We start from the raw sequence: 12,816 nt of genomic DNA, 5'->3' as shown, positions 1-12,816 counted from the left end.
AACAAATATATATAACGGTCAGGTCACGGTTTTGCTGGGGGTATTCCGGCCCGCGTCAGGCATCCAATTTCGCCAGCAGTGCGGCCAGTGCGGCGCGTTCGCCCTCACCCAGGGCCGCCAGCAGTTGCTGTTCGGTGGCCACGTGGTCAGGGAGGGCGGCGTCGACGGCGCTCCGGCCCGCATCCGTCAGCGAGACCAGCTTGCCCCGCCGGTCGGCGGAGCTGGGGGAGCGCCGCACGTACCCCTGCGCCTCCAGCCGGTTCAGCCGCTGGGCTATGGCGGCGGAGGTGACCATGGAGCTGGCACTGAGGTCCTTGGGGGTGAGTGTGTACGGCGGGCCGGAGCGGCGCAGTGTGGCCAGGACGTCAAAGGAGGCCGCGTCCAGGCCGTGTTTGGCGAACGTTTCCGCCAGCTGTTCATCGAAGCGGCGTGCCACCCGCGACAGCCGCCCCACCACGGCCATCGGCGAGACATCCAGGTCCGGCCGCTCCGCTGCCCACTGCTCCAGGACCCTGCCTACGTGATCAGTCATGATTGCACCCTAGCAATTTGCTAAGCACTTAGCTACATTAGCTAAGTGCTTAGCAAATCCTTGATCCTGACCCTAACGACGGCCCTGGCGCCGATTGTTTGGGGAACCACGTACATCGTGGCAGCGGAACTGCTGCCGCCGGAGCGGCCCCTGCTGGCCGCCTTGCTGCGCTCCCTGCCCGCAGGGCTGCTGCTGCTGCTTCTGCTGGTGCGGCGGCTGCCCCGCGGCCAGTGGTGGTGGCGTTCGGCAGTGCTGGGAGTGTTGAACATCGGGCTGTTCTTTGCGCTGCTGTTTGTGGCCGCCTACCGGCTGCCCGGCGGGGTGGCCGCCACGGTGGGTGCCGTGCAGCCGCTGCTGGTGGCGCTGTTTGCCTCGCGCTGGATCGGGGAACGGCTGACCGGACGGAAACTGGCGGCAGGTACCGCCGGGATGGCCGGCGTCGGGCTGCTGGTGCTGCAGGCACAGGCCCGTCTGGACGCGGTGGGTGTGGCGGCTGCGCTGGGAGGGGCGGTAGCCATGGCCGCCGGGGTGGTCCTGACCAAAAAATGGGGTGTCCCGGATACGCTGCTGGCCGCCACGTCCTGGCAGCTGATCGCCGGCGGAGTGTTCCTGCTTCCGCTGGCGCTGCTGGTAGAAGGACCGCCGCCCGCCCTGACCGGCATCAACCTCGCCGGTTATGCCTATCTCAGTCTGATCGGCTCCGCCCTGGCCTACAGCCTGTGGTTCCGCGGCCTGCACCGGCTTCCGGCGTCCAGTGCCGCATTGCTCGGGCTGCTCAGTCCGGTGGTTGCTGCCGCGGCCGGCTGGCTGCTCGCCGGGCAGGCGCTGAGCCCCGGCCAGTGTCTTGGCGCGGCTGTCGTTCTGGGTGCACTGGTGCTGGCCGGTCCTGCCGGCAGGGCACTGAGGAAGAAGCCCATCGGTGGGGAAAATTCCTCCACTTTGGGAAAACGCCTCCAGTTTGGGAAATCCCTCCGCTGCAAACCGGCAGCGTTTTCCCAAACTGGAGGGAAAACGGACAAAGCGGAGCGAAACGCCATCAGCCGGAGGGGCTGAGCCGCACCCGCAACCCCTACACCGCCGGGGCAGCCGGAGGGGCTGAGCCGCACCCACCGGCCTGCCGCCGGGGCGCGGCCCGGCGCGCCGGCAGCCCTACACCGCCGGAGCCGGAGCGTCCCGTTCGCGCAGCCCGGCGGCCAGGTTCCCGGCGGCCTGGGCGTCGCCGTGTACATCGCCGGAATCCTCCCGGGCCGCCCGCATGCCCAGGTAGATGGTGTCCCGGGCAAACGGCAGCCGGGCGAACCGGATCCCCGTGGCGTCCCGCAGCGCATTGGCCAGGGCCGGTGCCACCGGGTTGAACGGGCTCTCGCTCATGGACTTGGCGCCCATCGGCCCCAGCGCATCATCGGTTTCCGCGAAGAAGACCTCCGTGCGCGGCACATCGGCGAACGTGGGGATGTGGTACTGGCGCAGGATCCGGGTTTCCACCGTGCCTTCGGCATCAATCCGCACCTCCTCATACAGGGCAGCTCCCAGGGCCTGGGCAATGCCGCCCTCAATCTGGCCGCGGCACTGCACCGGGTTCATCACGACGCCGGCGTCCGCGGCATGCACGCTCTGCAGGATCCGCAGCTCGCCGGTGCCCGCGTGGACCGCCACCCGGAAGCCCTGCACATTGAAGGCCACCGAGCGCGGCGTGCCGCCCCAGCGGCCCTCGGCGGACAGGTCGATCTCCTCGGCCCTGGCGCGGGCGGCGACGTCGGCCAGCGGGATCCGCTCGCCGTCGCACTCCACACAGTCGGCCAGCAGCTGCACCTGGGCCGAGGTGTTGGAAAACAGGGACGCCGCAAAGCCTTTGAGCAGGGTGGCCAGTTCCTGCGCGGCAGCCAGCGAGGCCTTGCCCGCCACCACGGTGCCGGTAGAGCCGTAGGCGCCGGTGTCGTGGTCCACCAGATCGGTGTCCGACTGCCGGATCACGATCCGGTCCGCGGTGGTATGCAGTGCGGTGGAGGCCAGCTGCGTGTGCACGGTGGTGGTGCCGTTGCCGAACTCCGAGGTGCCCACGTCCAGTCCGTACCGGCCGTCCTCCTGCAGGGAGATCTTTGCGTGGCTGATGTGTCCGCGCGGCGGCACGGTGTCGATCATGGCGACGGCGGTGCCCTCGCCAATCAGCCAGCCGTCGACGTCGTCAGCCCCGCCGTCGTCCGCCCCGTCATCCGCCCCGCCGTCGTCGGAAAGCGCCGACGCCGCGGGCAGCTGCGCCCCGGAGGTTTCCGGCCGCTGCCGTCCCTCGGCCAGGGCCGCGGAGACCAGATCAATGCACTGGTCAAGCCCGTAGCTGCCGTAGTGCACGTCCTCGGCTGGTTCGGGGGCGGTGGAAACCATGTCATCGCCCTTGGCCACCACGTTGCGGCGGCGGAACTCCAGCGGATCCATGCCCAGCCCGCGGGCCAGCTCGTCCATGGCGGATTCGACGGCGTAGATCATTTGGCTCAGCCCGTAACCGCGGAACGCACCGGAGGGCAGCGTGTTGGTGTACACCGAGCGGGCGTCCACCTTCTTGTTCGCGCATTTATACACGGCCACGGATTCCCCGCAGCCGTGGAACATCACGCCGGGCGCGTGGTTGCCGTAGGCCCCGGTGTTCGCTGTGACGTCCACCGCGAGGGCGGTCAGGGTGCCGTCCGCCGCGGCGCCGGCGCGGACGTGCACGGCAAACGGGTGCCGGGTGGTGGTGGCGGTGAACTGTTCCTCGCGGGTCAGCTCCAGCTGCACCGGCCGGTTCAGCTTCAGGGCTGCCAGGGCCACAATGTCCTCGGTGAGCATTTCCTGTTTGCCGCCGAACCCGCCGCCCACCCGGCCGGTGAGCACCCGCACCGAAGCCGGCTTCAGGCCGAACACCCGGCACAGCGCGCGGCGGATCAGGAACGGAACCTGCGTGGAGGTGCGCACCACCAGGCGTCCCTTGTCATCAAAGGACGCGATGGAGCCGTGCGTTTCCATTGCCACGTGCTGCAGCCGCTGGCTGACGTAGGTGTTCTCGTGCACGACGGCGGCTGCCGCGAGTCCGGCCTCCGCGTCGCCGAGCTCCGAGTGCAGTTCCGCCACGATGTTCCCCGCCGTGCCGGGGTGGACCTCGGGGGCGCCGTCGGCCAGTGCGGCGTCGGTTTCCAGCACGGCGGGCAGCAGTTCGTACTCGACCTTCAGCGCGCGCACGCCTTCCGCGGCAGCACCCACCGATGCGGCGACGACGGCGGCCACCCGCTGGCCGCGGAAACGCACCACGGTGTCCAGGATCCGGGTGTCGTCGGGATCGTCGGTGTGCAGTTCGTGCTGGGCGGTGGAAAAGAGCTGGTCGGGGGCGTCCTCGTGCGTGAGCACCGCTTCGACCCCGGGCACGGCCAGGGCGGGGCTCGCATCAATGGAAACAATCCGGGCGTGCGCGTGCGGGGAGCGGAGAATCTTCATGTGCAGCAGTCCGGGAAGCTCGGCTGCCCGAACGTCCATGGTGTAGCGGGCCCGGCCGGTGACAATGTCCGGGCCGGCCGGGGCGGGCACGCTGGTGCCGACGGTGCGCGGCGCGGGGGTGCTCGCCGCGGCGGCGCCGTCCTCCGGAGCCGGGGCGCCGTCGTCGGGCACGTCCACATGCCGGTGCCCGCAGACCGCGTCCCCGATGGCGCGGTAGCCGGTGCAGCGGCAGAGGTTGCCCTTCAGGTTCCGCGGCAGGTTGGCCTTCTGCTCCTCGTCGAAGGTGGCGGCGGTCATCACCATGCCGGCGGTGCAGAAGCCGCACTGGAAGCCCTGGGCGTCCAGGAACTGCTGCTGCATCGGGTGCAGCCCGTCCTCCCCGGCCAGGCCTTCGATGGTGGTGATTTCCCGGCCCTCGGCGCGCACCGCGGGGTAGAGGCAGCTGTGCACGGGTTTGCCGTCAACGTGCACGGTGCAGGCGCCGCAGTCCCCGGCGTCGCAGCCCTTTTTGACTCCCAGGTTGCCCTGTTCGCGCAGGAAGGTGCGCAGGCACTGGCCGGGGAAGGGGGTGGCCTCCACCTCGGCGTCATTGATCCGGTAGGTCACAGGGAACCCTCCTTCGGGGCAGGGGCAGGGGCAGGGGTGTTGGCGGAAGCGGAAGCAGCGGGGGGAGCCGGAGCGGCGAGTTCGGCGCGGATTTCCTCGGCCAGCCGGTCCGTCATGTAGTGCCGCCATTCGGGCAGGCCGTGCACATCGTCGTGCCAGAGCGCGGCGTCGATGCTGCGGTCCAGCTCGGCGCGCAGCTCGGCCCGGGTGGGCACGGCGGCGAACCGCAGCTGGACCGGACGCTTGGTGGCGGCGGTGACGGTCAGGACAAACGTGCCGTCCTCATCCAGCCGGCCGATCACCAGCACCCCGGAGCGGCCAAGGTTGGTCAGGGACAGCCGGCGGAACGCGGTGCGGGCCCGCAGGGCGGACGCGGGCAGGGTGATGCTGCGCAGCAGTTCGCCCGGGGCCAGCGCGGTGCGGCCGTCGCCGATGACCAGCTCGGTCACGGGCAGCCAGCGCGAGGTGCCGTCCGGGGAGTGGACCAGTGCGACGCCGTCCAGTGCCGTGGTCAGCGACGTCATGGGTCCGGCGGGCAGGCCGGTGCAGATGTTCCCGCCCACTGTGGAAACATTCCAGACCTTAAAGGAGGCGACAAAGGAATCACAGCACAGCGGAATCAGGCCCAAAGCCGGCCACTGCTCCCGGGCCGGGGCCGGGGCGGCGTCGGGGAAGGCGAACAGCTCGGCAATGGTGCAGGTGGCCGCGATCTCCAGGCCGTCCCCGGACACCGTCAGGGATTCCCAGCCGGCGGCGGTGATATCCAGCAGCCGGGCCAGCGTGTCCGAACCGTAGGAGAACAGCACCGTGCCGCCGGCCATCCAGGCATCCCCGGGGCGCCACTGCTGCGGATCCGCGGTACGGATGACGTCGGAAACGGTAGGCATGTCCATAGGGGTCCCTTAGCTGGCGTGAAGTCGGTTGTACGGATGGATGGGACCGCTGCAGGTCCGCAGCGGCTGCCCGCTGGCGGCAACCCCGGAGCGGGCGGCAACAATTTCGGCGAAGACGGACAGTGCGGTTTCCTCCGGTGTGGCGGCGCCGATGTCCAGCCCGATGGGGGAGTGCAGCTTCTCCAGGTCGCGGGCGGTCAGGCCCGCGGCGCGCAGGGCGGCCATCCGCTGTTCATGGCTGCGCCGGGATCCCATGGCCCCCACGTAGGCGAGGTTGCCCCGCAGGGCCTCGGCCAGCACCGGGACATCAAACTTGGCGTCATGGCTGAGCACGCACACCACGGTCCGGGCATCCAGGTTCCCGTCTGCGGCTTCGCGGCGCAGGTACTGATCCGGCCACTGCACCTGCACCTGGTGCGCCGCGGGGAACCGGTCCGGGGTGGTGAACGCGGGCCGGGCGTCGCAGATGGTCACGTGATAGCCCAGCAGCCGGCCCTGCCGGGCCAGCGCGGCGGAGAAATCATTGGCGCCGATCAGGATCAGCCGCGGCGGCGCGAGCCGGAATTCTAGGAACAGGACGGGGCCACCCGGCACGCACGCAGCGCCCGGGCCGGCGTCCGCCGATGCACCGTTCGCCGATGCGCCGTCCGCCGGTCCGCCCAGCTCCGGTACGCCCAGGCCCGGACCGTCCAGTTCGACGACGCCGGTCCGTCCGGCCGCGATAAGCGGGGCGATCCGGGCAGCGGCACGCGCCGGATCCATGCCCAGCATCGCGGTCAGGGCCGCGCCGTGGGCGGCGAGGAGGCCGGCATCGGTGGCACCGGCCGGGTCGGTGACAAGCAACGGGGCAGCAGGTACGCCGTCGGACGCTGCGGCGTCGATCCGCCGGATCAGGGCACAGGGGGCGTCGGGGCCGGGGATAAGGGGAAAGGTGCCGGCGGCGACCGGCTGGATCAGGACCTCCAGGGTGCCGCCGCAGCTGAGGCCGACGGCGAAGGCATCGGCATCGCTGTAGCCGAAGGCCTCCACCCGGGCACGGCCCGCGGCGAGGACCTCTTCGGCGGCGGTGACGACGGCGGCCTCTACGCAGCCGCCGGAAAGGGAACCGGTGATCTCTCCGGTTCCGCTGATGAGCATGGAAGTGCCGACCGGGCGGGGCACGGACCCGGACGCCCGCACAATGGTCGCCACCGCGCATGGGGCACCGTCCGCCGTGGCGGATGCCAGCGCATTGAGCATGTCCAACACTGCGGCCTACCCTCCAGCAACACCTGCCGGCGGCAACCGCCACCGGCTAACCCAGTAACCAAAGCGGTGAGTTCCCCCTGCCGGGAGAACCGGGCAGGGGCCTTAAATCCGCAAAACAATGACTAAAAGCGAAACATATTACGGCGCGCATTGATCCGCCCTGCAGGCGGAAAAGAATGCATATTCCGGCACCGCCGGGAAACGATGAATGCCGCAATTGCTCCGGTAATTGCACGGAAGCCTACCACGGTGTCCCGGCACGCGGGACACCCCGCCGGTTATGACGCGTACGGCTGCCCGGCTGCCTCGTCCCGCCCGCCCGGCGCATGCTGCACTGGAGACCCCTTGGACCGGAAACCCCTTGGACCGGAAACCCCTTGGACCGGAAACCCCTTGGACCGGAAACCCCTTGGACCGGAAACCCCTTGGACCGGAAAGTCCGCTGCGGGAAGGGGCGGCACAGTCGTTTGCTTCACATTTTCCGGGATGGCCCCGTCATCTGGGTAGGGTGGGGCCGTGCGGACGGTCAGGCCACCGGCGCACGGATTGTCCGGCCCGCCGCCCGCGCGGACCGGAATGCGGAACCGGCCTCTTGGATCAGCAGACAAGCCCACTGAGCTGGCCCCGGGAGGGGTCTGTCTGCCCAAGGATGTTCCATGAACGCTTCCACGCCCGCCTCAGCACCCGCCGCCGTCGCACCCGCCGCCGCCGTCGCACCCGCCGCCGTCGTCGTACCCGATTCACCCCGCGCCCGCCTTTGGATCAGGAACCCGCTGGCCGCCTTCACCGCCAACGGACTGGATGCCGCCGGCGGCCTGGTGATCGAGAACGGGATCATCGCCGAGGTGCTGGCGGCCGGGCAAACCCCGTCCGCGCCCTGCTCCGAGGTCTTTGACGCGTCCGGCCACGTGCTGCTGCCGGGGCTGATCAACACGCACCACCACTTCTACCAAACCCTCACCCGGGCCTGGGCGCCGGTGGTGAACACCCCGCTGTTCCCCTGGCTGAAGAACCTGTACCCGGTGTGGGCCAGGCTGACCCCGGCGGACCTGGAACTGGCCACCACCGTCGCGCTGTCCGAACTGCTGCTGTCCGGCTGCACCACCGCCGCGGACCACCACTACCTCTTCCCCGACGGGCTCGAGGACGGCATTGACGTGCAGGTGGACGTGGTGCGGAAACTGGGCATGCGGGCCATGCTCACCCGCGGCTCCATGACCCTGGGGGAGGACGACGGCGGCCTGCCGCCGCAGCACACGGTCCAGGCTCCGGAGGTGATCCTTGAGGACAGCCGGCGGCTGATCCGGGACTATCACGAACGCGGTGACGGCGCCGTGATCCAGATTGGGCTGGCCCCCTGTTCGCCGTTCTCGGTGACCCGGGAGATCATGCGCGACAGCGCCGCGCTTGCCGAGGAACAGGACGTCCGGCTGCACACTCACCTGGCCGAAACCATGGACGAGGAAGCCTTCTGCCTGGAGATGTTCGGGCTGCGGACGGTGGATTATCTGGAGAGCGTCGGCTGGCTGGGGGACCGGACCTGGCTGGCACACGGCGTGCATTTCAACGACGACGAGGTTGCCCGGCTGGGCGCGGCAGGCACCGCCGTTGCCCACTGTCCGACGTCGAACATGCGCCTGGCCAGCGGCATTGGCCGGATGGCGGAGCTGGAGGACGCCGGTGCCCCGGTGGGGCTGGGCGTGGACGGCTCGGCTTCCAACGACGCTTCGAACCTGATCCTGGAGGCGCGGCAGGCCCTGTATCTGCAGCGGCTGCGCTACGGCGCCGAAGCCATCACGCCCGAACGTGCGCTGGGCTGGGCCACCAAGGGATCAGCGCGTGCCCTGGGGCGGAAGGACGTGGGCGAACTGGCGCCGGGCCGGCAGGCGGACCTGGCGATGTTCCGGCTGGATGACCTGCGTTTCTCCGGCAGCCATGATCCGCTCTCGGCCCTGCTGCTCTGCGGCGCGGACCGCGCGGACCGGGTGATGGTCGGCGGTGCCTGGCGCGTAGTCGACGGACAGCTGCCCGGCGTGGACCTGCCGGAGCTGATTGCCCGGCACACCGCGGCGGCCCGGCGGATGATGGCCGGGTAGCCGAGCGGGGGTGCATTTGTGCGGCGGGTGCGGCCGGTGCGGCCGGTGCTGTGGGCCGCGCCGCACCGGGTCCCACCGGGTGGGGTGCGTGTTGCCCAGTGGGACCACTCCAGCACCACTGGCATCAGTGGGTGGGAAGGTGCGGGGCCGGCCGGTCGGAGGGGACAGGAAGGTGTGCCGGAAGCCGGGGATTGTCACGGAGAGAAGGGCGCTGGCGCAATACTCTCCCGGAAAAAGACGCACGGTTACCGCGGAATTTACCGGCGGGAAACATAAATCAGTTTTATTCCGCCGGAATGACATGTTTCTTGACAGATATGACGTACCTCACCCAGACTGACCGGCATATCAATTCCGTTTGCAGGAAACATCGAATCAAGTCGGCGCCGCCGATGGTCAAGGGTGTTCAGCGCCGGCAACGGACGAGCTCTACCTGAAAGCTGACACCCGTGCCCTCAGAACTCCGCCCCGACGCCGCCGCCCCGGACTTCCTTACCGCGTTCAACGCCGCCCGGAGGGCCGATGCCGAAGCCATGCTGCGCCCCTGTGTGGACATCCCGCGCTGGTGCAACGAGGTAGCCGCAGCCCGCCCGTTCGCCACCGCCGGAGAACTGCTCAGCTTCGCCGAACTGGCCGCCCCGGACTTCACCGAGGCGGAAATCGAAGCCGCGCTGGCGCACCATCCCCGGATCGGCGAGCGCCCGGCAGGTTCCGGCACCGAAGCCCGCTTCTCCCGCAGCGAGCAGGCCTCCGTCAGCGGACTCGAGGATGTGCAGGACCGGCTGCTGGCCGGCAACCGCGCCTACGAGGAGAAGTTCGGCCAGGTCTTCCTGATCCGCGCCGCCGGCCGCAGCGCCGAGGAAATCCTGGCCGCCCTGCAGGAGCGGCTCGGGCATACGCCCGCGGAGGAAGTCCCCGTCATCGCAGCCCAGCTGCGCGAAATAGCCATTCTGCGTCTGGAAGGACTGCTACACCCATGACCCGCAGCCACGTCACCACCCACATCCTGGACACCGGCGCCGGCCGGCCAGCCGCCGGCGTCGCCGTCGCCCTCCTGGCCGCCAGCGGAGACGGCTGGGACCGGGTAGCGGAGGGCACCACCGACGCCGACGGCCGGGTGTCCAGCCTGGGCCCGGAACAGCTCACCCCCGGCACCTACCGGATCGATTTCGCCACCGGCGACTACTTTGCCGCCACCGGCACCGAGACCTTCTTTCCCAGCGTTTCCCTCACTTTCGCCCTGACCGACGCGGCCCAGCACTATCACGTACCGCTGCTGCTGAGCCCCTTCGCCTACTCCACCTACCGAGGAAGCTAAACCCATGACAGAAACAACCCAGGCCACCACCGCAGCCCAGATTGTCCTCGGCAGCAACCAGTACGGGAAGGCCGAGGTGCGCCTGGTGAAGGTCACCCGCGACACCGCCCGGCACCAGCTCGAAGACCTCAGCGTCACCAGCCAGCTGCACGGTGATTTCGAGGCAGCGCACACCGAGGGCGACAATGCCCACGTGGTGGCCACCGACACCCAGAAGAACACCATTTACGCCTTCGCCCGCGACGGCGTCGGCTCGCCCGAGGCGTTCCTGCTGCGCCTGGAGCGGCACTTCACCGGCGGCTTCGAGTGGGTTTCCGGCGGCCGCTGGGCGGCTGAACAGTACTTCTGGAACCGGATCAGCGACCATGACCACGCCTTCGCCAAGGACAAGTCAGAAATCCGCACCGCGGTGCTCGTCTCCGAGGGCGGCCGGCAGCACCTGGTCTCCGGCATCAGCGGCCTGACCGTGCTGAAGTCCACCGGCTCCGAGTTCCACAGCTTCCCCCGGGACCGCTACACCACGCTGGCCGAAACCACCGACCGGATCCTGGCCACCGACGTGACCGCGAAGTGGCGCTACGCCCCGGACACGGACCTGGACGCACTGGATTTCAACGCCCTGTACGCCTCCGCCCGGACCCTGCTGCTGGACGCCTTCGCGAACACGCATTCCCTGGCGCTGCAGCAGACCATGTTCGAAATGGGCAAGGCCGTTATCGCCGCGCACCCCGAGATCGCCGAAGTACGGCTCTCCCTGCCGAACAACCACCACTTCCTGGTGGACCTGGCGCCGTTCGGCCTGGACAACCCCAACGAGGTCTTCTTCGCCGCGGACCGCCCCTACGGCCTGATCGAAGCCGCCGTGCTGCGCGAAGGCGTGGTTGCGGACTCGCCGGTCTGGAATACCGTGGGCGGTTTCTGCTGATGAGCCGCAAACACAGCCCCGCCACGGCCGGCAGCGCGCCCGCCCGCCCGGAAGACGCCAAACTGCCGCTGGGCAGCACCTTCGCCTACGGCTTCCAGCATGTGCTGACCATGTACGGCGGCATCATCGCCCCGCCGCTGATCGTCGGCACCGCCGCCGGACTGGATTCCACCGACGTCGGCATGCTCGTCGCCGCCTGCCTCTTCGTGGGCGGCCTGGCCACCCTGCTGCAGACCGTCGGCATCCCGTTCTTCGGCTCCCAGCTGCCCCTGGTCCAGGGTGTGTCCTTCGCCGGGGTGGCCACCATGACCGCCATCCTCGACGGCGGCGGCGGCCTGCAGTCCGTGTTCGGTGCGGTGATAGTCGCCTCGCTGATCGGCCTGCTGATCACCCCGGTCTTCGCCAAGGTGATCCGCTTCTTCCCGCCGGTGGTCACCGGCGTCGTGATCACCACCATCGGCCTGACGCTGATGCCCGTGGCCGCGAACTGGGCCATGGGCGGCAGCAGCGCCGCCCCGGATTACGGCAGCGTCTCGAACATCGGCCTGGCCGCGCTGACGCTGCTGCTGGTGCTGCTGCTGAGCAAGCTCGGCAACTCCACCATCTCCAGGCTCTCCATCCTGATCGCCATTGTGCTCGGCACCGTCTTCGCCGTCGTCACCGGCAAGGCCGACTTCTCCGCCGTCGGCAGCGGCGCGATCTTCGCCGTCCCGGAACCCTTCGCGTTCGGCATGCCGACCTTCGAGGCCGCGGCCATCATCTCCATGGTGATCGTGATCCTGGTGACCCTGACCGAAACCACCGCGGACATCATTGCGGTGGGCGAAATTGTCGAAACCAAGGTGGACTCCAAGCGCATCGCCAACGGCCTGCGCGCGGACATGCTCTCCAGCGCCCTGTCCCCGGTGTTCAACTCCTTCACCCAGAGCGCCTTCGCTCAGAACGTGGGCCTGGTGGCCATCACCGGCGTCAAGAGCCGGTTTGTGGTCAGCGCCGGCGGTCTGATCCTGGTCATCCTGGGCCTGCTTCCGGTCCTGGGCCGGGTGGTGGCAGCGGTGCCGACGCCGGTCCTTGGCGGCGCGGGCATTGTCCTGTTCGGCACCGTGGCGGCCAGCGGTATCCGCACCCTGGCGAAGGTGGACTACCGCAACAACATGAACTTCATTATCGTGGCCACGTCCATTGGCTTCGGCATGATTCCGATTGCCGCACCCACCTTCTATGACGAGTTCCCCACCTGGTTTGGCACCATCTTCCACTCCGGCATCAGTTCCGCCGCCGTGATGGCGATCCTGATGAACATCCTCTTCAACCACATCCGCTCCGGCAACCCGGAGGACCCCTCGGTCTTCGCCGAAGGGTCCAACCGGATTGTGCGCATTGAGGACCCGGCGGCGCTGAAGGATGGCGACCACATGCAGGACGGAAAACTGCTCGACGCCGACGGCCAGGAAGTCCCGCTGGCCACCACCGGCAGCACCGAAAACGACCCCCACTAGGACCGTGACCGTGAAACCCTCCACCGCCCCCGCACCCGCACCCGTCCTCGGTGACGGCCACCTGCACCGGCTGGACGCCGTCCTCGCGGACACCGACCGGCTGCTGGCCGCCGCCTACCCGGGCGACGCGGGTACCCGGCAGCCCGTACACACCGTCTACATTCCCGCCGACCGCTGCGTGCCGGCCCTGCCTGCCCACTGGGGCCGGGAGGGCCTGGCCGCCGCGGCGGCGCA

Annotated in this window: 11 protein-coding genes; 7 read left to right on the top strand and 4 right to left on the bottom strand. The window is 69.4% G+C overall.

Going from position 1 to position 12,816, the window contains the following annotated elements:
• Positions 1-55: 55 nt before the first annotated feature.
• Positions 56-532 carry a MarR family winged helix-turn-helix transcriptional regulator gene (locus AC5RVB_RS07415; protein WP_227902872.1) on the bottom strand — a complete coding sequence of 159 codons (477 nt, stop codon included), beginning with the start codon at positions 530-532 and terminating at the stop codon, positions 56-58.
• Between the two features lie 45 nt (positions 533-577).
• Here AC5RVB_RS07415 and AC5RVB_RS07410 point away from each other — a divergent pair, with 45 nt between their 5' ends.
• Positions 578-1,585 carry an EamA family transporter gene (locus tag AC5RVB_RS07410; RefSeq protein WP_494142346.1) on the top strand — a complete coding sequence of 336 codons (1,008 nt, stop codon included), beginning with the start codon at positions 578-580 and terminating at the stop codon, positions 1,583-1,585.
• Positions 1,586-1,681: 96 nt separating this feature from the next.
• On the opposite strand, the gene AC5RVB_RS07405 is transcribed toward AC5RVB_RS07410, so the two are convergent.
• Genes AC5RVB_RS07405 through AC5RVB_RS07395 form a run of 3 tightly spaced genes read right to left on the bottom strand, consistent with a single transcriptional unit; the run spans position 1,682 to position 6,735 of the window.
• Entirely contained in the window at positions 1,682-4,603 is a 2,922-nt protein-coding gene (locus AC5RVB_RS07405) for a molybdopterin-dependent oxidoreductase (RefSeq protein WP_494142345.1), read from the bottom strand.
• The gene (locus AC5RVB_RS07400; protein WP_494142344.1) at positions 4,600-5,496 is read right to left on the bottom strand and encodes an FAD binding domain-containing protein; all 897 of its coding nucleotides are present in this window, start codon (positions 5,494-5,496) and stop codon (positions 4,600-4,602) included. The genes AC5RVB_RS07405 and AC5RVB_RS07400 overlap by 4 nt, the downstream gene beginning before the upstream one ends.
• Before the next feature lie 9 nt (positions 5,497-5,505).
• Positions 5,506-6,735: an XdhC family protein gene (locus tag AC5RVB_RS07395; protein ID WP_494142411.1), complete on the bottom strand. Its 1,230-nt coding sequence runs from the start codon at positions 6,733-6,735 to the stop codon at positions 5,506-5,508.
• A 665-nt stretch (positions 6,736-7,400) separates the two neighbouring features.
• Between AC5RVB_RS07395 and AC5RVB_RS07390 the strand changes: the two genes are divergently transcribed.
• The 6 genes from AC5RVB_RS07390 to AC5RVB_RS07365 all read left to right on the top strand — a co-directional run.
• Positions 7,401-8,840 (top strand): 8-oxoguanine deaminase, encoded by a 1,440-nt coding sequence (locus tag AC5RVB_RS07390; RefSeq protein WP_494142343.1) that lies wholly within the window; start codon positions 7,401-7,403, stop codon positions 8,838-8,840.
• Positions 8,841-9,289: 449 nt separating this feature from the next.
• Complete coding sequence (gene uraD, locus AC5RVB_RS07385; protein ID WP_494142342.1) at positions 9,290-9,820, top strand: 2-oxo-4-hydroxy-4-carboxy-5-ureidoimidazoline decarboxylase; 531 nt, start codon at positions 9,290-9,292, stop codon at positions 9,818-9,820.
• Positions 9,817-10,158, top strand: coding sequence for a hydroxyisourate hydrolase (uraH, locus tag AC5RVB_RS07380; protein WP_227928388.1), 342 nt, complete (start codon positions 9,817-9,819; stop codon positions 10,156-10,158). Before uraD ends, uraH begins: the two co-directional genes overlap by 4 nt.
• Positions 10,159-10,162: 4 nt before the next feature.
• Positions 10,163-11,083: a factor-independent urate hydroxylase gene (gene pucL, locus AC5RVB_RS07375; protein ID WP_227902864.1), complete on the top strand. Its 921-nt coding sequence runs from the start codon at positions 10,163-10,165 to the stop codon at positions 11,081-11,083.
• Positions 11,083-12,582 carry a nucleobase:cation symporter-2 family protein gene (locus tag AC5RVB_RS07370; protein WP_494142341.1) on the top strand — a complete coding sequence of 500 codons (1,500 nt, stop codon included), beginning with the start codon at positions 11,083-11,085 and terminating at the stop codon, positions 12,580-12,582. Before pucL ends, AC5RVB_RS07370 begins: the two co-directional genes overlap by 1 nt.
• 10 nt (positions 12,583-12,592) lie before the next feature.
• Positions 12,593-12,816, top strand: a 224-nt coding sequence (locus AC5RVB_RS07365) for a DUF6986 family protein (protein ID WP_494142340.1), incomplete at its 3' end; no start/stop codon positions are given.

Source organism: Arthrobacter sp. Y3225209 (assembly GCF_059090685.1).
This window is presented reverse-complemented; position numbering and strand designations above follow the sequence as displayed.